At 64.4% G+C, this 20,392-nt stretch carries 12 protein-coding genes and 1 pseudogene; 11 read left to right on the forward strand and 2 right to left on the reverse strand.

From position 1 onward, the window contains the following. The first annotated feature begins 451 nt into the window (after positions 1 to 451). From CCOS865_RS23985 to CCOS865_RS24015, 7 genes and pseudogenes are all read left to right on the forward strand, one after another. Positions 452 to 2,502 (forward strand): annotated as a pseudogene (locus CCOS865_RS23985) (putative bifunctional diguanylate cyclase/phosphodiesterase). A 156-nt stretch (positions 2,503 to 2,658) separates the two neighbouring features. Next, positions 2,659 to 3,996 carry an imelysin family protein gene (locus CCOS865_RS23990; RefSeq protein WP_119145544.1) on the forward strand — a complete coding sequence of 446 codons (1,338 nt, stop codon included), beginning with the start codon at positions 2,659 to 2,661 and terminating at the stop codon, positions 3,994 to 3,996. 202 nt (positions 3,997 to 4,198) lie between these two features. Further along, positions 4,199 to 5,620 carry a di-heme oxidoreductase family protein gene (locus CCOS865_RS23995; protein ID WP_119145546.1) on the forward strand — a complete coding sequence of 474 codons (1,422 nt, stop codon included), beginning with the start codon at positions 4,199 to 4,201 and terminating at the stop codon, positions 5,618 to 5,620. A gap of 19 nt (positions 5,621 to 5,639) precedes the next feature. After that, positions 5,640 to 6,704, forward strand: coding sequence for an imelysin family protein (locus CCOS865_RS24000; protein ID WP_119145548.1), 1,065 nt, complete (start codon positions 5,640 to 5,642; stop codon positions 6,702 to 6,704). Between the two features lie 2 nt (positions 6,705 to 6,706). Beyond that, the gene (locus CCOS865_RS24005; RefSeq protein ID WP_119145550.1) at positions 6,707 to 7,804 is read left to right on the forward strand and encodes a DUF1513 domain-containing protein; all 1,098 of its coding nucleotides are present in this window, start codon (positions 6,707 to 6,709) and stop codon (positions 7,802 to 7,804) included. A gap of 172 nt (positions 7,805 to 7,976) precedes the next feature. Continuing rightward, a complete protein-coding gene (locus CCOS865_RS24010; protein ID WP_119145552.1) occupies positions 7,977 to 9,131 on the forward strand; it encodes an efflux RND transporter periplasmic adaptor subunit in 1,155 nt (384 codons plus the stop codon). A gap of 13 nt (positions 9,132 to 9,144) precedes the next feature. Then, positions 9,145 to 12,195, forward strand: coding sequence for a multidrug efflux RND transporter permease subunit (locus CCOS865_RS24015; protein WP_119145554.1), 3,051 nt, complete (start codon positions 9,145 to 9,147; stop codon positions 12,193 to 12,195). Positions 12,196 to 12,324: 129 nt separating this feature from the next. Here the strand turns inward: CCOS865_RS24015 and CCOS865_RS24020 are convergent, their stop codons facing one another. Together CCOS865_RS24020 and CCOS865_RS24025 are read right to left on the reverse strand one after the other, a co-directional pair. After that, positions 12,325 to 12,885, reverse strand: a complete 561-nt coding sequence (locus CCOS865_RS24020; protein WP_119145556.1) for a response regulator transcription factor — start codon at positions 12,883 to 12,885, stop codon at positions 12,325 to 12,327. Continuing rightward, positions 12,882 to 14,141: an ATP-binding protein gene (locus CCOS865_RS24025; protein ID WP_119145558.1), complete on the reverse strand. Its 1,260-nt coding sequence runs from the start codon at positions 14,139 to 14,141 to the stop codon at positions 12,882 to 12,884. Before CCOS865_RS24025 ends, CCOS865_RS24020 begins: the two co-directional genes overlap by 4 nt. Before the next feature lie 203 nt (positions 14,142 to 14,344). Between CCOS865_RS24025 and CCOS865_RS24030 the strand changes: the two genes are divergently transcribed. The 4 genes from CCOS865_RS24030 (at position 14,345) to CCOS865_RS24045 (ending at position 20,369) form a co-directional block, all read left to right on the forward strand. After that, positions 14,345 to 15,061, forward strand: a complete 717-nt coding sequence (locus CCOS865_RS24030) for an SIMPL domain-containing protein (RefSeq protein ID WP_119145560.1) — start codon at positions 14,345 to 14,347, stop codon at positions 15,059 to 15,061. A 374-nt stretch (positions 15,062 to 15,435) separates the two neighbouring features. Then, positions 15,436 to 17,061, forward strand: a complete 1,626-nt coding sequence (locus tag CCOS865_RS24035; protein ID WP_119145562.1) for an ABC transporter substrate-binding protein — start codon at positions 15,436 to 15,438, stop codon at positions 17,059 to 17,061. 201 nt (positions 17,062 to 17,262) lie between these two features. After that, positions 17,263 to 18,855 carry an ABC transporter substrate-binding protein gene (locus tag CCOS865_RS24040; RefSeq protein ID WP_119145564.1) on the forward strand — a complete coding sequence of 531 codons (1,593 nt, stop codon included), beginning with the start codon at positions 17,263 to 17,265 and terminating at the stop codon, positions 18,853 to 18,855. 134 nt (positions 18,856 to 18,989) lie between these two features. Then, on the forward strand, positions 18,990 to 20,369 hold the full coding sequence (locus CCOS865_RS24045) for an OprD family porin (protein WP_119145566.1): 1,380 nt from the start codon (positions 18,990 to 18,992) through the stop codon (positions 20,367 to 20,369). The last annotated feature ends 23 nt before the right edge of the window (positions 20,370 to 20,392 follow it).

The following is a 20,392-nucleotide window of genomic DNA, read 5'->3' on the forward strand; positions in this document are numbered from 1 at the left end:
TTTTTTCTGGAAAAAAAGTGCCCCGCCGTAAGGGCGGAAGGGGCCAGCAGCAGCCCCCCATCAACCGGATAAGCCCAACCATCGAAACGCGCCCCCACCAGCAACTATCCCAATAATCCCTGAAGAACCATTTTTATAGATTGCCCAGTAAGCGGAGGGCGCACCCCAGTCACGGTCAACTAAAAAACCAAGGGCTTATACCGAGTAAAACTAATGCTATCCCCAGCCAGGCTATGACCTCCCCCCCCAGGTGAATATTTCCCCCGTTCACCCCCCTCCAGCCTCTTGCTCCCATCGCAGAGCGCGCTAACATCAAACCTCGGGAAAGTTGCCACATCGCCCTCAAGTCGCAGGCCAGCGCAACCGATACAGTAGCAACGCAACAGGTCGATAGTGTATTGCCAAGACTGATGGCAAAATAATGGCATGCGCATGGATTAAGGAAACCCCATTGAAGCTGGAATTTCGGAACAGCTTATCGGTCAAGTTGCTCAGGGTGGTGCTGCTGTCGGCGCTGGCGGTTGGCGTCGTGCTCAGCTGCGCGCAGATCGTCTACGACACCTACAAGACCCGCCAGGCCGTAGACAGCGATGCCCAGCGCATCCTCGACATGTTCCGCGACCCGTCGACCCAGGCGGTGTACAGCCTCGACCGTGAAATGGGCATGCAGGTCATGGAAGGGCTGTTCCAGGACGAATCCGTGCGCATGGCCTCCATCGGCCACCCCAACGAAACCATGCTGGCGGAAAAGTCCCGGCCGCTGCAGGACATGTCCATGCGCTGGCTGACCGACCTGTTTCTCGGCCAGGAGCGCACCTACACCACGCAACTGGTGGGCCGCGGGCCCTACAGCGAATACTACGGCGACCTGAGCATCACCCTCGACACCGCCGCCTATGGCGAAGACTTCCTGATCAACGCGGTGATCATCTTCATTTCCGGCGTGCTGCGCGCGCTGGCCATGGGCCTGGTGCTGTACCTGGTCTATCACTGGCTGCTGACCAAGCCGCTGTCGAAGATCATCGAGCACCTCACGCAGATCAACCCGGACCGCCCCAGCCAGCACCAGATCCCCCTGCTCAAGGGCCATGAACGTAACGAGCTGGGCTTGTGGGTGAACACCGCCAACCAACTGCTGGCCTCGATCGAGCGCAACACCCACCTGGCCACGAGGCCGAAAACAGCCTGCAGCGCATGGCCCAGTACGATTTTCTCACCGGGCTGCCGAACCGCCAGCAGCTGCAGCAGCAACTGGACAAGATCCTCGTCGACGGCGGCCGCCTGCAACGCCGGGTAGCGGTGCTGTGCGTCGGCCTGGACGACTTCAAGAGCATCAACGAGCAGTTCAGCTACCAGGTCGGCGACCAGTTGCTGCTGGCCCTGGCCGACCGCCTGCGCGCCCACAGCGGCCGGCTGGGCGCCCTGGCGCGGCTGGGCGGCGACCAGTTCGCGCTGGTCCAGGCCGATATCGAGCAGCCCTACGAGGCGGCCGAGCTGGCGCAGAGCATCCTCGACGACCTGGAGGCACCGTTCGGCGTCGACCTGCACGAGATCCGCCTGCGCGCCACCATCGGCATCACCCTGTTCCCCGAAGACGGTGACAGCACCGAGAAGCTGCTGCAGAAAGCCGAACAGACCATGACCCTGGCCAAGGCCCGTTCGCGCAACCGCTACCAGTTCTACATCGCCAGCGTCGACAGCGAGATGCGCCGGCGCCGCGAGCTGGAAAAAGACCTGCGCGAAGCCCTGCCGCGCAACCAGCTGTACCTGGTCTACCAACCGCAGATCAGCTACCGCGACCACCGCGTGGTCGGCGTCGAAGCCTTGCTGCGCTGGCAGCACCCGGAGCTGGGCATGGTCCCGCCCGACCAGTTCATCCCGCTGGCGGAGCAGAACGGCAACATCATCAGCATTGGCGAATGGGTGCTCGACCAAGCGTGCCGGCAACTGCGCGAGTGGCACGACCAGGGCTTCAGCGAACTGCGCATGGCGGTCAACCTGTCGACCGTGCAGCTGCACCACAACGAGCTGCCGCGGGTGGTCAACAACCTGCTGCAGGCCTATCGCCTGCCGCCGCGCAGCCTGGAGCTGGAAGTCACCGAAACCGGCCTGATGGAAGACATCAGCACCGCCGCCCAGCACCTGCTCAGCCTGCGCCGCTCTGGCGCGCTGATCGCCATCGACGACTTCGGCACCGGCTATTCCTCGCTCAGCTACCTGAAGTCGCTGCCGCTGGACAAGATCAAGATCGACAAGAGCTTCGTCCAGGACCTGCTCGACGACGATGACGACGCGACCATCGTCCGCGCCATCATCCAGCTGGGCAAAAGCCTCGGCATGCAAGTCATCGCCGAGGGCGTGGAAACCGCCGAGCAAGAGACCTACATCATTGCCCAGGGCTGCCATGAGGGTCAGGGCTATCACTACAGCAAGCCGCTTTCGGCGCGCGAGCTGACCGCCTTCCTCAAGCAGGCACAGCGCAACCAGGCCTCGGTGCTGTAAGACCTGCCGCTTGCGCAGCCGCCCCGCGCGCATTTCGATGAATTCGCTGCGCAGCCCTTTACAGCAAATGCAAATCTTTCGCATGATGGTACGGTTTCGCGTGCCACGGCGCACGGTCACCCACACGTCCAACCCCACGACGCAGGAAAACCAACAATGATTCGTATGCCTCTGGCCTCCGCCAGTCTGCTGGCCATCGCTATCGCTCTCGCCGGTTGCGGCGAAGGCAAGAACGACAAGGCTGCCGCACCGCAAGCCCAGGCACCTGCCGCCGCCAGCACCGCCGCAGCAGCGCCCGGGGCGATCGACGAAGCGGCTGGCAAGGCCGTCGTCAAGCACTACGCAGAGCTCGTCTCGGCCGTCTACAGCGACTCGCTGAGCACCGCCAAGACCCTGCAGAGCGCCATCGACGCATTCCTCGCCAAGCCCAACGACGAAACCCTGAAGGCTGCCAAGGACGCCTGGGCCGCCTCGCGCGTGCCTTACCTGCAGAGCGAGGCGTTCCGCTTCGGCAACACCATCATCGACGACTGGGAAGGTCAGGTTAACGCCTGGCCCCTGGACGAAGGCCTGATCGACTACGTCGACAAGAGCTACGAGCACGCCCTGGGCAACCCGGCGGCCAGCGCCAACATCATCGCCAACACCGAGATCCAGGTCGGCGAAGACAAGATCGACGTCAAGGACATCACCCCTGAGAAGCTCGCCAGCCTGAACGAGCTGGGCGGTTCCGAGGCCAACGTCGCCACCGGCTACCACGCCATCGAGTTCCTGCTCTGGGGCCAGGACCTGAACGGCACCGGCCCTGGCGCGGGCAACCGTCCGGCGTCGGACTACCTGGAAGGCACCGGTGCCACCGGCGGCCACAACGAGCGTCGTCGCGCCTACCTGAAAGCGGTCACCGACCTGCTGGTCAAGGACCTCGAAGAGATGGTCGGCAACTGGGCACCGAACGTCGCCGACAACTACCGCGCCACCCTCGAGGCAGAGCCTGTCAACGACGGCGTGCGCAAGATGCTGTTCGGCATGGGCAGCCTGTCGCTGGGTGAACTGGCGGGCGAGCGCATGAAGGTGTCCCTGGAAGCCAACTCGCCGGAAGACGAGCATGACTGCTTCAGCGACAACACCCACTACTCGCACTTCTACGATGCCAAGGGCATCCGTAACGTCTACCTGGGCGAGTACACCCGCGCCGACGGCAGCAAGCTGACCGGCCCGAGCCTGTCCTCGCTGGTGGCCAAGGTTGATCCGGCAGCCGATGCGACCCTGAAGGCTGACCTGGAGGCCACCGAGGCCAAGATCCAAGTGATCGTCGACCATGCGCTCAAGGGCGAGCATTACGACCAGCTGATCGCGGCGGACAATGCTGCGGGCAACCAGATCGTGCGTGACGCGATTGCTTCGCTGGTCAAGCAGACTGGCGCGATCGAGCAGGCTGCAGGCAAGTTGGGGATTTCCAACCTGAACCCGGATACCGCTGATCACGAGTTCTGATCGGTAATCCGATGTGAAGAGAAGCGGCCTTCGTGGCCGCTTTTTTCATGCCTGCAGGGTGGGCACCCAGACGCCATAACGCGCGCTGCCCCTCCCCCCACCTGACAGCGATTTCATCCAGTAATTGCAAATTGCTCTTATTCAAAAATACTGAGCCTGCTAAGCTTGCACGCCGGTTTTTCGCCCAAGTCCAGGATCGTTGATGTCCTTGCTCCGCCTAAGCCCCCTGCTGCTGGCCACTGCCCTCGCCGCCTGTGACGACGCGCCGCGTTTCACCCAGGCCGAGCCGGGCGAGGCCCTGTCCGGTGGCAAGGCGACCGTCTTGCGCGCAGACCGCAACGCCTTTTCGCTGCCCTCGGCCAACCTCTCGCCGGAACGCCGGCTGGACTTTGCCGTCGGTAACAGCTTCTTTCGCAACCCCTGGGTGATCGCCCCCGCGACCACCACCGCGCGCGATGGCCTTGGCCCGCTGTTCAACACCAACGCCTGCCAGAACTGCCACGTGCGTGATGGCCGCGGCCACCCACCCGAGCTCGATGACAGCAACGCGGTGTCGATGCTGGTGCGCCTGTCGATTCCTGACCAACCTGAGTACGCCAAGGAAATCCAGCGCCTGGGCGTTGTGCCCGAGCCGGTCTATGGCACCCAGCTGCAGGACATGGCCATCCCTGGCGTCGCGCCCGAGGGCAAGGTCCGCGTGGCGTACCAGGCCGAGACGGTCGCCTTCGCCGATGGCCATACCGTCGAGCTGCGCCGGCCGAGCCTGCAGATCAGCCAGCTCGGCTACGGGCCGATGCACCCCGATACGCGCTTCTCGGCGCGGGTGGCGCCGCCGATGATCGGCCTGGGCCTGCTCGAGGCCATCCCCGAGGCGGCGATCCTGGCCAATGCCGATCCGGACGACCGCAACGGCGATGGTATTCGTGGGCGTGCCAACCAGGTCTGGGATGACGCCCAGGGCAAGACCGTGCTCGGCCGCTTCGGCTGGAAGGCCGGCCAGCCCAACGTCAACCAGCAGAACGTGCACGCCTTTGCCGGCGACATGGGCCTGACCACCACCCTGCTGCCGAAGGATGACTGCACGCCGGCGCAGACCGACTGCCTGGCTGCGGCCAATGGCGACGGGGCCAACGGCGAGAAGGAAGTCAGCGACAATATTCTGCGCCTGGTCACCTTCTATACCCGCAACCTGGGGGTGCCGGCCCGCCGCGACGTCAATGCGCCGCAGGTGCTGGCGGGCAAGAACCTGTTTTTCCAGGCCGGCTGCCAGGCCTGCCATACGCCGCAATTCACCACCGCCGCCGATGCGGCCGAGCCTGAGTTGGCCGATCAGCTGATCCGCCCTTATAGCGACCTGCTGTTGCACGACATGGGCCCGGGGCTGGCCGACCAGCGCAGCGAATTCGCCGCCAGCGGCCAGGACTGGCGCACCCCGCCGCTGTGGGGCGTGGGCCTCACCGAGGCGGTCAGCGGCCACAGCCAACTGCTTCACGATGGCCGCGCCCGCAACCTGCTCGAAGCCGTGCTCTGGCACGGCGGCGAAGCGCAGCGGGCGCGTGACCAGGTACTGACCTTCAATGCCGAGCAGCGCGCCGCGCTGCTGGCGTTTCTGAACTCACTTTAAAACGCGCAAGGAGCCGGGCATGTTCCGACCCAAACTGTTGTTCACCAGCCTCGCCGCACTCGCCCTCGGCGCCTGCTCGCCGCAGGACCCGCAAGCAGTGACCTCCGCCGCCATCGCCAAGCAGGTGATCCTGCCGACCTACAGCCGTTGGGTCGAAGCCGACCGTCAGCTGGCCGCCAGCGCGCTGTCCTATTGCGAAGGCAAGACCTCGCTCGACGCGGCCCGCGCCGACTTCCTCACTGCGCAGAAGGCCTGGGCCGAGCTGCAACCGCTGCTGGTCGGCCCGCTGGCCGAAGGCAACCGCCCATGGCAAGTGCAGTTCTGGCCAGACAAGAAGAACCTGGTCGGCCGTCAGGTCGAGCAACTGGTCAACGCCGACAAGCCGATCGATGCCCAGAGCCTGAGCAAGGCCAGCGTGGTCGTGCGTGGCCTGTCGGCTTACGAGTACATCCTCTTCGACAGCAAGCCAGACATCGCCACGGCCGAGCAGAAAGCCCGCTACTGCCCGCTGCTGGTCGCCATCGGTGAGCACCAGAAGGCCCTCGCCGAAGAGATCCTCAAGGGCTGGAACAGCACCGACGGCATGCTCTCGCAGATGACCAAGTTCCCCAACCAGCGCTACGCCGACTCGCACGAGGCGATCGCCGACCTGCTGCGCGCCCAGGTCACCGCACTGGACACCCTGAAGAAAAAGCTCGGCGCACCGATGGGCCGCCAGAGCAAAGGCATCGCCCAGCCGCTGCAGGCCGAAGCGTGGCGCAGCCACTCCTCGATGAAAAGCCTCGAGGCCAGCCTGAAAGCCGCCCAAGCGGTCTGGGTCGGGGTCGACAACCAAGGCCTGCGTGGCTTGCTCGGCAAAGACCAGAGCGCCCTGGCGGAAAAGATCGACGACGCCTACGCGACCTCGATCAAACTGCTGGCCGACAACCCGAAAACCCTGGGCGAGCTGCTGGCCGACGACGCCGGCAAACAGTCGCTCAACCAGATCTACGACAGCCTCAACGTCGTCCACCGCCTGCACGAAGGCGAACTGGCCAAGGCGTTGAACATCCAGCTGGGCTTCAATGCCAACGACGGTGACTGATCATGTTGCGACGCCAGGCGATCAAACTCGGTAGCGTAGTGCTCAGCGCCCTGACCTTGGGCGGCTGGAGCCTGTTCCGTAACAAAGGCAGCGAACCCCTGCTGCTTTCGGCACGCGACGACGGCGACGGCAAGCACTATGCCGTGGGCTATCGCCTGGACGGCAGCCAGGTGTTCGCCACCGAGGTGGCCCAGCGTTGCCACGACATCATCAACCACCCCGAACTGCCGATCGCGCTGTTCGTCGCGCGTCGCCCGGGTACCGAAAGCTACCTGGTCGACCTGCGCGACGGGCGTCTGCTGCAGACCATCACCTCGCAGCCGAACCGGCACTTCTACGGCCACGCGGTGATCCACAAGGGCGGCGAGTGGCTGTACGCCACCGAGAACGACACCACCGACCCTGGCCGTGGCGTGCTCGGCGTGTACCGCTTCGAGGGTGAGCGGCTGGTGCACAGCGGCGAGATCCCGACCCACGGCGTCGGCCCGCACCAGGTGTCCTGGCTGCCGGACGGCGAAACCCTGGTGGTGGCCAACGGCGGCATCCGCACCGAGGCCGAAAGCCGGGTGGAGATGAACCTCGACGCCATGCAGCCGAGCCTGGTGCTGATGCAGCGTGACGGCACCCTGTTGTCCAAGGAAACCCTGAGCCAGCAGATGAACAGCGTGCGCCATCTGGGCATCGGCAGCGACGGCACCGTGGTCGCCTGCCAGCAGTTCATGGGCGATGCCGACGAAACCGCCGAGCTGCTCGCGATCAAGCGTCCGGGGGAGCCGTTCAAGGCGTTTCCGGTACCCGAGCGCCAGCTCCAGTCGATGGCCCAGTACACCGCCAGCGTCGCCATCCACAGCGACCTGCGCCTGGTGGCACTGACTGCGCCGCGGGCCAACCGGCTGTTTATCTGGGACCTGGACAGCGCGGCGGTGCGGCTCGATGCGCCGATGCCCGATTGTGCCGGGGTCGGGGCGGTCAAGGATGGCTTTGTCGTCACCTCCGGCCAGGGCCGTTGCCGCTTCTATGATTGCCGCAAGCAGGAGTTGATCGGCCAGCCTATGGACCTGCCTTCCGGGTTCTGGGACAACCACCTGCACCTCGCTTGACCTGGCTGGCCACTTCGCGGGTTTACCCGCGAAGTGGCCAATACAGCCATACATCTCCCTGTCCTCCCCCGTTTTCCTGAAAACAGGCAATACTCTTCCCATTCGCACGTGGGCAGGATCGCCCGTGGTCGTGCCAGACCCATAACAACCACGCTTCCAAGGAACCGGACCTATGCTGCGCCGCCGCATGCTGATCATGTTGGCCGTCGTGCTGCTGATCGTAGTGATGCTCGGGGGCTACAAGGCCTTCTCGATCTACCAGCAGATCCAGGTATTCAGCGCGCCCAAGCCGCCGATCAGCGTCGCCGCCGCCACGGCCGAACAACGCCAGTGGCAGCAGCGCCTGCCCGCCGTCGGCAGCCTCAAGGCGCTGCAGGGCGTCGAGCTGAGCCTGGAGGTGGCGGGCACGGTCAAGTCGCTGCACTTCGACTCCGGCCAGCAGGTCAAGGCCGGCCAGTTGCTGCTGCAACTCGACAGCGGCGAAGAAACCGCCCTGCTCGGCACCGCCCAGGCCGACCTCGGGCTGGCCAAGGTCGACTTCGGCCGTGGCAGCCAACTGGTCGTCGACCAGGCCATCTCCCGCGGTGAGTTCGACCGTTTGAGCGCCCAGTACCGGCGCAACCAGGCGGTGGTCGAGCAGCTCAAGGCGTCACTGCAGAAGAAAAGCCTCAAGGCGCCGTTCAGCGGCACCCTGGGCATTCGCCAGGTCGACATCGGCGACTTTCTCGCCAGCGGCACGGTGATCGCCACCTTGCAGGACCTGTCCAGCCTGTACGTCGACTTCAACGTGCCGGAGCAGGCCCTGCCGCAGCTGAGCCTCGGCCAGCAGGTGCTGGTGCAGGTGGCGGCGTTCCCCGGCCAGACCTTTACCGCCAGCCTCAGCGCGATCAACCCCAAGGTCGAGGAAAGCACGCGCAACCTGCTGGTGCGCGCGACCCTGGCCAACCCCGAGCGCAAACTGCTGCCGGGCATGTTCGGCAACCTGCTGATCCTGCTGCCCGACCCGCAACCGCAAGTGGTGGTGCCGGAAAGCGCCATCACCTACACCCTCTATGGCAATTCGGTGTACGTGGTCAGCCCGAAAAAGGACAAGGACGGCCAGCCGGAAAAAACCGCCGACGGCCAGCCGCAGCTGATCGCCGAACAGCGCACGGTGCTCACCGGCGAGCGCCGCGATGGCCTGGTGGTGGTCAGCCAAGGCCTCGCGGCCGGTGATCAGGTGGTCAGTGCCGGGCAACTGAAGCTCACCCCCGGCGCGGCGATCCGCATCAGCCAGGCCCCGGCCAAACCGAGCGACACCCCGTCCAGCGCCGCTGGCACCGACTGATCAGGAGGCTGGCATGGCGTTCACCGACCCGTTCATCCGCCGCCCGGTGCTGGCCAGCGTGGTCAGCCTGCTGATCCTGCTGCTCGGCTTCCAGGCCTGGAGCAAGCTGCAGATCCGCCAGTACCCGCAGATGGAAAACGCCCTGATCACGGTCACCACCGCCTACCCCGGTGCCAACGCCGAGACCATCCAGGGCTATATCACCCAGCCGCTGCAGCAGAGCCTGGCCAGCGCCGAAGGCATCGACTACATGACCTCGGTGAGCCGCCAGAACTTCTCGATCATCTCGATCTATGCGCGCATCGGCGCCAACAGCGACCGGCTGTTCACCGAGCTGCTGGCCAAGGCCAACGAGGTGCGCAACCAGCTGCCGCAGGAGTCCGAAGCGCCGGTCCTGAGCAAGGAAGCGGCCGATGCCTCGGCCTTGATGTACATCAGCTTCTTCAGCGAACAGATGAGCAACCCGCAGATCACCGACTACCTGTCGCGGGTGATCCAGCCCAAGCTGGCGACCTTGCCGGGGATGGCCGAAGCGGAGATCCTCGGCAACCAGGTGTTCGCCATGCGCATCTGGCTCGACCCGGTCAAACTGGCCGGTTTCGGCCTTTCGGCCAACGACGTCACGGCGGCGGTGCGGCGCTACAACTTCCTCTCCGCGGCCGGTGAGGTGAAGGGCGAATACGTGGTCACCAGCATCAACGCCACCACCGAGCTGAAATCGCCCGAGGCGTTTGCCGCGCTGCCGCTGAAGACCGCCGGCGATACCCGAGTGCTGCTCGGCGATGTGGCGCGGGTCGAGATGGGCGCCGAAAACTACGACACGGTCAGTTCGTTCGACGGCACGCCGTCGGTGTACATCGGCATCAAGGCGACCCCGGCGGCCAACCCGCTGGAGGTGATCAAGGAAGTCCGGCGGATCATGCCCGAGCTGGAAAGCCAGCTACCGGCCGGCCTCAAGGTGTCGATCGCGTACGACGCCACGCTGTTCATCCAGGCCTCGATCGACGAGGTGATCAAGACCCTCGGCGAAGCGGTGCTGATCGTCATCGTCGTGGTGTTCCTGTTCCTCGGCGCGCTGCGCTCGGTGCTGATCCCGGTGATCACCATTCCGCTGTCGATGATCGGCGTGCTGTTCTTCATGCAGATGATGGGCTACTCGCTGAACCTGCTGACGCTGCTGGCGATGGTGCTGGCGATCGGCCTGGTGGTGGACGATGCGATCGTCGTGGTGGAGAACATCCACCGCCATATCGAAGAGGGCAAGACGCCGTTCGACGCCGCGCTGGAGGGTGCCCGGGAGATCGCCATGCCGGTGGTGTCGATGACCATCACCCTGGCCGCCGTGTACGCCCCGATCGGTTTCCTGCAGGGGCTGACCGGCGCGCTGTTCAAGGAGTTCGCCCTGACCCTGGCCGGCGCGGTGGTGATCTCCGGCATCGTCGCGCTGACCCTGTCGCCGATGATGTGCGCCCTGCTGTTGCGCCGCGAAGAAAACCCCACGGGGCTGGCGCACCGGCTGGACGTGATCTTCGAGGGCTTGAAGGTGCGTTACCAGCGCGTGCTCCACCGCACCTTGAACAGCCGCCCGGTGGTGCTGGTGTTCGCGGTGATCATCCTGTGCCTGATCCCGGTGCTGCTCAAGTTCACCCAGAGCGAGCTGGCGCCCAACGAAGACCAGGGCGTGATCTTCATGATCAGCAGCGCGCCGCAGCCGACCAACCTCGATTACCTGAACCGCTACACCGACGAATTCACGACGATCTTCAAGGGCTTCCCCGAGTACTACTCGTCGTTCCAGATCAACGGTTTCAATGGCGTGCAGAGCGGCATCGGCGGCTTCCTGCTCAAGCCCTGGAACGAGCGCGAGCGCAGCCAGATGGAGCTGCTGCCGCTGGTCCAGGCCAAGCTCGAAGAGATCGGCGGGCTGCAGATCTTCGGCTTCAACCTGCCCTCGCTGCCCGGCACGGGCGAAGGCCTGCCGTTCCAGTTCGTGATCAACACCGCCGGCGACTACCCGGCCCTGCTCGACGTCGCCCAACGGGTCAAGGCGCGCGCCCAGGCCTCGGGCAAGTTCGCCTTCCTGGACATCGACCTGGCCTTCGACAAGCCGGAAGTGGTGGTCGACATCGACCGCGCCAAAGCGGCGCAGATGGGCGTATCGATGGACGTGCTCGGCGGCACCCTGGCGACGCTGCTGGGCGAGGCCGAGATCAACCGCTTCACCCTCGAAGGGCGCAGCTACAAGGTGATCGCCCAGGTCGAGCGCAAGTACCGGGACAACCCGGGCTGGCTGAACAACTATTACGTGAAGAACGACCAGGGCCAGCTGCTGCCGTTGTCGACCCTGATCACCCTCAGCGACCGCGCCCGGCCGCGCCAGCTCAACCAGTTCCAGCAGCTCAACTCGGCGATCATCCAGGGTGTGCCGATCGTCAGCATGGGCGAGGCGCTGGAGACGGTCACGCAGATTACCCGCGAGGAAGCGCCAGAGGGCTTCTCGTTCGACTATGCCGGCGTGGCGCGGCAGTTCGTCCAGGAGGGCAGCGCACTGTGGGTGACCTTTGGCCTGGCGCTGGCGATCATCTTTCTGGTGCTGGCGGCGCAGTTCGAGAGCTTCCGTGATCCGCTGGTGATCCTGGTGACCGTGCCGTTGTCGATTTGCGGGGCGTTGCTGCCGTTGTTCCTCGGGGTATCGAGCATGAACATCTATACCCAGGTGGGGCTGGTGACGTTGATCGGGCTGATCACCAAGCATGGGATCCTGATCGTCGAGTTCGCCAACCAGCTGCGTGAGGACAAGGGGCTCGGGGTGCGCGAGGCGATCGAGGAAGCGGCGGCGATTCGCCTGCGGCCGGTGCTGATGACCACGGCGGCGATGGTGTTTGGCATGGTGCCGCTGATTCTGGCCACGGGGGCCGGGGCGGTGAGCCGCTTCGACATTGGTATGGTGATTGCCACCGGGATGTCGATCGGCACGCTGTTTACCCTGTTCGTGTTGCCGTGTATCTACACCCTGCTGGCGCACAAGACCGCGGCGCGGGAGACGGCAGCAGTCGGGTCTTGAAGCCCTAGGCCGTCAGCTACGGCTTCTTCGCGGGTAAACCCGCAGGGTACGGTGCGATCCCTGTGGGAGCGGGTTTACCCGCGAAGGGGCCGGCACCTGCAGCACAAGTCTCCAGGCGCCAGCCACCCCTCAGCGGCGTACCGGACGCTTCTGCAGCTTGCGCTGCAAGGTCCGCCGGTGCATGCCCAGGGCCCGTGCGGTGGCCGAGATATTGCCCTCGTGCTCACCGAGCACGCGCTGGATATGCTCCCACTGCAGGCGGTCGACCGACATCGGGTTCTCCGGCACCAGCGAATCGAGGTCGGCGTGCTCGGACAACAGCGCCGCCAACACATCGTCGGCATCCGCCGGCTTGCACAGGTAGTTGCAGGCACCGCGCTTGATCGCCTCGACCGCCGTGGCAATGCTCGAGTAACCGGTGAGGATCACCACGCGCATTTCCGGGTCCATCTCGAGCAGCTTGGGCAGCAGCACCAGGCCCGAGTCGCCTTCCATCTTGAGGTCCAGCGCGGCGTAGTCCGGAAGGTCGTTCTGGGCCAGGATCAAGCCCTCCTCGGCCGAAGACGCGGTGCTCACGCGAAAGCCGCGGCGGCTCATGGCACGGGACATGACCCGGGTGAAGGTGGCGTCGTCGTCCACCAGCAACAAGTGCGGCAGCTCTTCGCCTTCGACCTGAATTTCATCGCTCATCGTTCATCTCCTCGCTTGCCATGAGGGAGGCGCAGCTCGGTCAGCGTACCGCCCTGCTCATGACTATAGAGTTTCACCGAGCCGCCCGCACGTGTCACGCTGGCCTTGCTCAGGAACAGGCCCAGGCCGAAGCCTTTGCCCTTGGTGGTAAAGAAGGGTTTGCCGATGGCCTCGGCGATGGCCGGGGGGATCCCCGGGCCATGGTCGCGGATACTGATGATGATGTCCTGGGCGTCCCAGTCCAGGCGCACTTGCAGATCATCCGGGCAGGCATCGGCGGCGTTGTTCAGCAGGTTCAGCAGGGCCTGGGTAAGGTCCGGCGGAGGGGTCAGTTGTGGCACCGGGCCATCCTGCAGGCGCTGGAAGCGATAACTGGCCTCCGGGCGCATCAGGTGCCAGCGGTTGAGCGCTTCGTCGAGCCAGACGGTGACGTCCTGCTCGACGATCGCCATGCGCCGGTTGGCCTCGGCGGCACGCACCAGTTGCTGCAGGGTCTGCTTGCACAGTTTGACCTGGTCCTGAAGGATTGCCAGGTCTTCCTGCAGTTGTACGTCGTGGTGGTCCTGGCGCATCTCGTTGAGCAGCACGCTCATGGTCGACAGCGGCGTGCCCAGCTCGTGCGCGGCGCCGGCGGCCTGGGTGGCGACCGCCAGCAACTGCTCGTCGCGCAGGCTTTCTTCGCGGCGCTCACCGCGCAGTTGCTCCTGACGGCGCAACTCCTCGGCCATGCGTGCGGCAAAGAAGGTGATCACCGCCGCCGCCAGGGCGATACTTAGCCACATGCCGTAGACCTGCATCTTGTCGCGCGCCATCGGCAGCGTCTCGAGCGGGTAGAACTGCACCAGCAGCAGGCTGTACGCCGCCAGGGCGATGCCCGAGAGCACCAGCGAGTAGAGCCACGGCAAGGTCACCGCGGCAATCGCCAAGGGCACCAGGTAATACGACACGAACGGGTTGGTCGAGCCGCCCGAGTAATACAGCAGGGCGCTGTGGATCAGCAGGTCGCAGGCCAGCTGGAAGGCGTATTCGAGTTCGGTGACCGGCAACGACAGGCGCAGGCGCAAGGCGGTGAAGGCGCACAGCAGCGACGACAGGACCAGGGTCGCCACCAGCGACAGCCAGGGCAGCGGCAGCAGTTCGGTCCAGTAGGCGACGCCTACGGAGCCGGCCTGGGCGGCCAGGACCAGGACCCGAATGACGGTCAGGCGCCAGAGGTTCTGGCGAGTAGCGGACAGCGGATGGGCGGCAGCGAGCATGAGCTCTCCTGATGAGTGCTCCAGGAAAAACGGCTGGAGTATACCGAAGCCGGGCCCCTCGCTGCAGCGATGCGGCAAAGCGCCACACTTTGTCACAGTATCCGGGTGGCAGGCGTGAACCCACTACACTGTTGCCGGTCAGATGGGCCATGCGTGGAATGGATGTCCAGCCTCCACGCCTTTATTTTGCCAAGGAGTCACACATGCAAATCCCTCGTCGCGGCACTGCCCTGATCCTTTCCTGCGGCCTGTTGGCCAGCCTGCCTGCGCTGGCGGCCGATGAGCCGCGCTTCAACCAGGTGTCGCTGCGCGCCGAAGTCAGCAAGGAAGTGCCGCGCGACCTGATGGTCGTGACCCTGTACAGCGAAGCGCAGAACAGCGACCCCGGCAAGCTCGCCAAGGAAATCACCGAGACCATGAACAAGGCCGTGCAGCAGGCGCGCGGGGTCAAGGACGTGAAGATCAGCCAGGGCAGCCGCAACAGCTACCCGGTGTACGACAGCAAGGGCCAGAAGATCACCGGCTGGCGCGAGCGTGCCGAACTGCGCCTGGAGAGCGCCGACTTCCCGGCCCTGTCCAAGCTGACCGGCGACCTGCTGCAGGACTTGAAGATGGGCGGGATGGACTTCTCGATTGCGCCCAACACGCGCAAGACCAGCGAAGACGAACTGCTCAAGGACGCGGTCAATGCCTTCAAGGCACGTGCCCAGCTGGCCACCGAGGCACTCGGCGGCAAGGGCTACAAGGTGGTCAACCTGAACCTCAACAGCAGCGGTTATCCGCGGCCTTACCTGCGCAGCGCGCCGATGGCGATGAAGGCCATGGGCGCTGCGGATGAAGCGGCGACGCCGGACATCGAAGCAGGCACCAGCGAGGTCAGCATGAACGCCGACGGGCTGATCGAAGTGCAGATGCCGTGACGGCAGCTGAGAGCGCCGAGCTTCAAGCGGCAAGATAAAGGCGGCCCGGGCAATCCGGGCTGTCTGTCGTTCGCGTGAGACTGGGGGCGCATTGCGCGCCCCTTACACAAACTTCAGAGCTTTCCTACGCACTGCTCATGTGCGCCCCGCTTGACTTCCCCTCTTGAAATATTCGGCAAAATGCCACCATTTAACGCACGCAAACGATCAACTTCGCCGAAAATTACATCGATGCGACATTGGAGTACGATCGTTCCACTTTTTAGCCGCCGACTATCCTTGGACCGTTGCAATGGGATTACCCCCTGCACAAGTATCCGCAGGTCGGCTCACGAGGCCACCTCACATCCAAAAATGACAACAATGAGGCCACCATGCTCAAACACGCAGTCATTCCGCTATTGCTCGGCGCCGGTCTACTCGCTGGCGCCCCTTCCGCCCTTGCCGCGAGCAACCTGGTGTTCTGCTCGGAGGGCAGCCCGGCCGGGTTCGACCCAGGCCAATACACCACCGGCACCGACTTCGACGCCTCGGCCGAGACCGTGTTCAACCGCCTGACCCAGTTCGAACGCGGCGGTACTGCGGTGGTCCCGGGACTGGCGACAAAATGGGAGGTCGCCGAGGACGGCAAGACCTACACCTTCCACCTGCGTGAAGGGGTCAAGTTCCATACCACCGAGTATTTCAAGCCGACCCGCGAATTCAACGCCGACGACGTGCTGTTCACCTTCAACCGCATGCTCGACCCGAACCAGCCGTTCCGTAAGGCCTACCCCACCGAGTTCCCGTACTTCACCGACATGGGCATGGACCGCAACATTGCCCGCGTCGAAAAAGTCGACGCGCACACCGTACGTTTCACCCTCAACGAGGTCGACGCCGCGTTCATCCAGAACCTGGCCATGAGCTTTGCCTCGATCCAGTCCGCCGAATACGCCGAGCAGTTGCTCACCCAGGGCAAGCCCGCCGACATCAACCAGAAACCGATCGGCACCGGCCCGTTCGTGTTCAACAAGTACCAGAAAGACGCGCTGATCCGCTTCAAGGGCAACAAGGACTATTGGCAGCCCGAGGACGTGAAGATCGACAACCTGATCTTCGCCATCACCACCGACGCCTCGGTGCGCATGCAGAAGCTGAAGAAGAACGAGTGCCAGGTCACCCTGTTCCCGCGGCCCGCCGACATCAAGCCGCTCAGTGCGGACGCCAAGCTGCAGATGCCCCACCAGGCCGGGTTCAACCTGGGCTACATCGCCTACAACGTGATGGACCAGATCAAGGGCAGCAACACGCCCAACCCGCTGGCCCAGCTCAAGGTCCGCGAAGCGCTGGACATGGCGGTGAACAAACCGCAGATCATCGAGTCGGTCTACCAGGGCGCCGGCCAGTTGGCCAGCAATGCCATGCCGCCGACCCAGTGGTCCTACGACGACAGCGTCAAGGATGCACCCTACGACCCGGAGAAAGCCAAGCAGCTGCTCAAGGAAGCCGGCATCAAGGAAGGGACCGAGATCACCTTGTGGGCCATGCCGGTACAGCGCCCGTACAACCCTAACGCCAAGTTGATGGCCGAGATGCTCCAGGCCGACTGGGCCAAGGTCGGCATCAAGGCGAAGATCGTCAGCTACGAGTGGGGCGAGTACATCAAACGCTCCAAGGGCGGCGAGCAAGGCGCCATGCTGATCGGCTGGAGCGGCGACAACGGTGACCCGGACAACTGGCTGGGCACGCTCTACGGCTGCGATGCGGTCGACGGCAACAACTTCTCCAAGTGGTGCTACAAGCCCTACGACGACCTGATCAAGCAGGCCAAGGCCACTTCCGACCAGGCCAAGCGCATCGAGCTGTACCAGCAGGCGCAACACCTCCTCAAGGAGCAGGTGCCGATCACCCCGATCGCCCACTCCACCGTCTACCAACCCATGAGCGCCAAGGTGAAGGACTTCAAGATCAGCCCGTTCGGGTTGAACTCCTTCTACGGCGTGAGCGTGGACAAGTAGCACTCCGCCACGCCCCGCACAGCGAATAAACACGATGTGGAAACTTCCCTATAGCTCTTCAGACGCATCGTCGGAGCTATAGGACTTTTCCCGCAGCGCTAAGCGAATCCGCCAACTGCCATGCCCTTCCAGACGCCCGTAAGGTCTGGAACGGGATTCTGTTGCCGTGATTCAGGCTCAACCATGAGGAAAGGACTTGCCATGCGCCATCTTCCGCTAGTGTCCGTACTGCTAGGCCTGGGCCTGTTGGCCCAGGCGCCCTTGGCCCACGCCAAGAACCTGGTGTTCTGCTCCGAGGGCAGCCCCGCCGGGTTCGACACCGCGCAATACACCGCCGCGACCGACAACGACGCCGCCGAGCCGATCTACAACCGCCTGGTCGAGTTCGAGCGTGGCGGCACCGCCGTACAACCGGCGCTCGCCGAGCAATGGCACGTCTCCGACGACGGCTTGCGCTACACCTTTCAGTTGCGCCCGGGGGTCAAGTTTCACGCCAACAAGGGCTTCACGCCCAGCCGCGACTTCAATGCCGACGACGTGCTGTTCACCTTCCAGCGCATGCTCGACAGAGACCATCCGTTACGCAAGGCCTACCCCACCGAGTTCCCCTATTTCATCAGCATGGGCCTGGACAAGAACATCGCCAAGGTCGAAAAAAGCGACCCCCTGCGCGTGGTGTTCACCCTCAACAAGGTCGATGCGGCGTTCCTGCAGAACCTGGGCATGAGCTTTGCCTCGATCCTCTCGGCCGAATATGCCGATCACCTGCTCGCCGAGGGCCGGCCCAGCGACATCAACCACAAGCCGATCGGCACCGGGCCGTTCGTGTTCCAGCGCTACCAGAAGGATTCGCAGATCCGCTACAAGGCCAACCCGGATTACTGGGCGCCGGATGAGGTGAAGCTCGACAACCTGATCTTCTCGATCAACATCGACCCTTCGGTACGCATCCAGAAGCTTCGCCGCAACGAATGCCAGGTCACCCTCCACCCGCGTCCGGCCGACCTGCAGCAACTCAAGGCCGACCCGCAGTTGCAGGTGCTCACCACGCCCGGCTTCAACCTCGGCTACATCGCCTACAACACCCGGCATGCCCCGTTCGACCAACTGCAGGTGCGCCAGGCCATGGACATGGCGGTGAACAAGCAGGCGATCCTCCAGGCGGTGTACCAGGGCGCCGGGCAACGGGCGGTGAACGCCATGCCACCGACCCAATGGTCCTACGATGACACCCTCGAGGACGCGGCCTACGACCCGGCCAAGGCCAAGCAGCTGCTCGACCAGGCGGGGGTCAAGCCGGGCACCGAGATCACCCTCTGGGCGATGCCCGTGCAACGCCCGTACAACCCCAACGCCAAGCTCATGGCCGAGATGCTCCAGGCCGACTGGGCCAAGCTCGGCTTCAAGGTGCGCATCGTCAGCTACGAATGGGGCGAGTACGTCAAACGCCTGAAAAGCGGCGAGCACGACATCGCCCTGATCGGCTGGACCGGCGACAACGGTGACCCGGACAACTGGCTGGGCACGCTGTACAGCTGCGCCGCCATCGGCGGCAACAACTACTCGCTGTGGTGTGACCCGCAGTACGACCAGCTGGTCCAGCAGGCCAAGCAAGTCACCGACCGCGCCCAGCGTACGGCGCTGTATCAACAGGCCCAGCAGCGCCTCAAGCAGCAGGTGCCGATCACCCCGGTGGCGCATTCGACGGTCCACCAGCCACTCAGCGTCAGGGTCAAGGGCTTCGCAGTCAGCCCGTTCGGCCGCAACGTCTTTTCCGGCGTGAGCGTCGACTGATTCGCACCGTCAGTGCCCCTTGGCTATCTGCCTCCGATTTTCGCCCGGCGATCCCGTGGCAAACCCTGGCAACACAGCCACGCCCCGCTCACAAGGCAGGGCGATAACTAGAAGAAAGAAAGGGAGCTTCAACCTTGAGACGTACTCGAAAAACCGCACTGGCCATTGCCGTTGGCGCATTCTGCGCCCTCGCCCAGGCCGAACCCGCGAGCCAGGAACGGATCCCGCTCACCCTCAAATCCACCAGTGACCAAGCCGAGGCCAGTGGCTTCATCGAAGGCCAGAGCCTGTCCGGCACCACCCGCAACTGGTACGCCCGCGAACGCGCCGCCCGCGGACCGCTGTGGAAGTACCGCAAAAGCGACGGCAGCCGCCACGACAGCCACAGCCGCGACAACTGGCTGCAAGGCAGTATCCTCAATTACAGCTCGGGCTTTACCCAAGGCACGGTCGGCTTTGCCGCCGAGGTCGCCGCCTACAACGCCATCGCCCTCGAACGCGGCCGCGCCGCCATCGCCGGGCCGAACAACCGCACCCTCACCCACAGCGACGGCGAGGCGCTCGACCAATGGAGCAAAGCCGGCCTGGCCAATATCAAGGCGCGGATCTCCAACACCACACTGACCGCCGGCCGCCAAGCGATCGACACGCCCATGCTCGCCGCCATCGGCAACCGTGCCCTGCCCTCCAGCTTCCAGGGCTTCAGCCTGCACAGCGCCGAGTTCGACAACCTGTCGTTCGACCTGGGCAGCTTCGACCGCGTCTCGCCGCGTACCGAGCAGAGCCTGAGCAAGTTCCGCAGCGAATACGGTGCCGCCGGCGCCGAAACCGACCGGGCGAGCACCGCCGGGGTCAGCTACCAGCCGTTCAGGAGCCTGAGCACCAGCCTGTTCGCCGCCAAGGTCGATGACTTCTGGAACCAGTACTACTTCGGCGCCAACCATGTGCTCGGTGACAGCGCGACGCTCAGCCTGAGCACTGGCCTGAACTACTACAAGACGGTCGACGAAGGCCGCAAGAAGCTCGGTGAGATCGACAACGACACCTTCAGCCTGTCGGTCGCCCTGACCCACCAGGCACACACCCTCAGCGCCGCCTGGCAACAGGTCAACGGCAACGAGTACTTCGACTATTTGCACGAAACCAACGGCATCTACCTGGCCAACTCGTTGATGTCCGACTTCAACGGCCCCAACGAGAAATCCCTGCAGCTGTCGTACGTGCTGAACATGGCGCCCTACGGTGTGCCCGGCCTCAAGTTCAACCTGTACAACGCGCGCGGCTGGGGCATCGACGGCACCCACTACCGTGGCACGGCCTACGATGTGCGCGGCATGGACGGCGAGACCCACTACGAGTGGGGTATCGGCACCAGCTATGCGGTACAGAGTGGCGCGCTGAAAGACACCAGCGTGCGCGCCACCTACACCGCGCACCGGGCCAGCAAGGCCCAGGCCGACGGTAGCCTGAACGAGTTCCGCGTGGTCACCACCATTCCTTTCAACATCCTCTGACCGTTGACGCCACGGCTCGCCCC

Source organism: Pseudomonas reidholzensis (assembly GCF_900536025.1).
GTDB classification, from domain to species: Bacteria; Pseudomonadota; Gammaproteobacteria; order Pseudomonadales; family Pseudomonadaceae; genus Aquipseudomonas; species Aquipseudomonas reidholzensis.

Coding starts and splice junctions, on each gene's coding strand:
- CCOS865_RS24020 (WP_119145556.1), bottom strand. CDS start 12,885: ATGAGCGATGAAATTCAGGTCGAAGGCGAAGAGCTGCCGCACTTGTTG.
- CCOS865_RS24025 (WP_119145558.1), bottom strand. CDS start 14,141: ATGCTCGCTGCCGCCCATCCGCTGTCCGCTACTCGCCAGAACCTCTGG.
- CCOS865_RS23990 (WP_119145544.1), top strand. CDS start 2,659: ATGATTCGTATGCCTCTGGCCTCCGCCAGTCTGCTGGCCATCGCTATC.
- CCOS865_RS24005 (WP_119145550.1), top strand. CDS start 6,707: ATGTTGCGACGCCAGGCGATCAAACTCGGTAGCGTAGTGCTCAGCGCC.
- CCOS865_RS24010 (WP_119145552.1), top strand. CDS start 7,977: ATGCTGCGCCGCCGCATGCTGATCATGTTGGCCGTCGTGCTGCTGATC.
- CCOS865_RS24035 (WP_119145562.1), top strand. CDS start 15,436: ATGCTCAAACACGCAGTCATTCCGCTATTGCTCGGCGCCGGTCTACTC.
- CCOS865_RS24030 (WP_119145560.1), top strand. CDS start 14,345: ATGCAAATCCCTCGTCGCGGCACTGCCCTGATCCTTTCCTGCGGCCTG.
- CCOS865_RS23995 (WP_119145546.1), top strand. CDS start 4,199: ATGTCCTTGCTCCGCCTAAGCCCCCTGCTGCTGGCCACTGCCCTCGCC.
- CCOS865_RS24040 (WP_119145564.1), top strand. CDS start 17,263: ATGCGCCATCTTCCGCTAGTGTCCGTACTGCTAGGCCTGGGCCTGTTG.
- CCOS865_RS24015 (WP_119145554.1), top strand. CDS start 9,145: ATGGCGTTCACCGACCCGTTCATCCGCCGCCCGGTGCTGGCCAGCGTG.
- CCOS865_RS24000 (WP_119145548.1), top strand. CDS start 5,640: ATGTTCCGACCCAAACTGTTGTTCACCAGCCTCGCCGCACTCGCCCTC.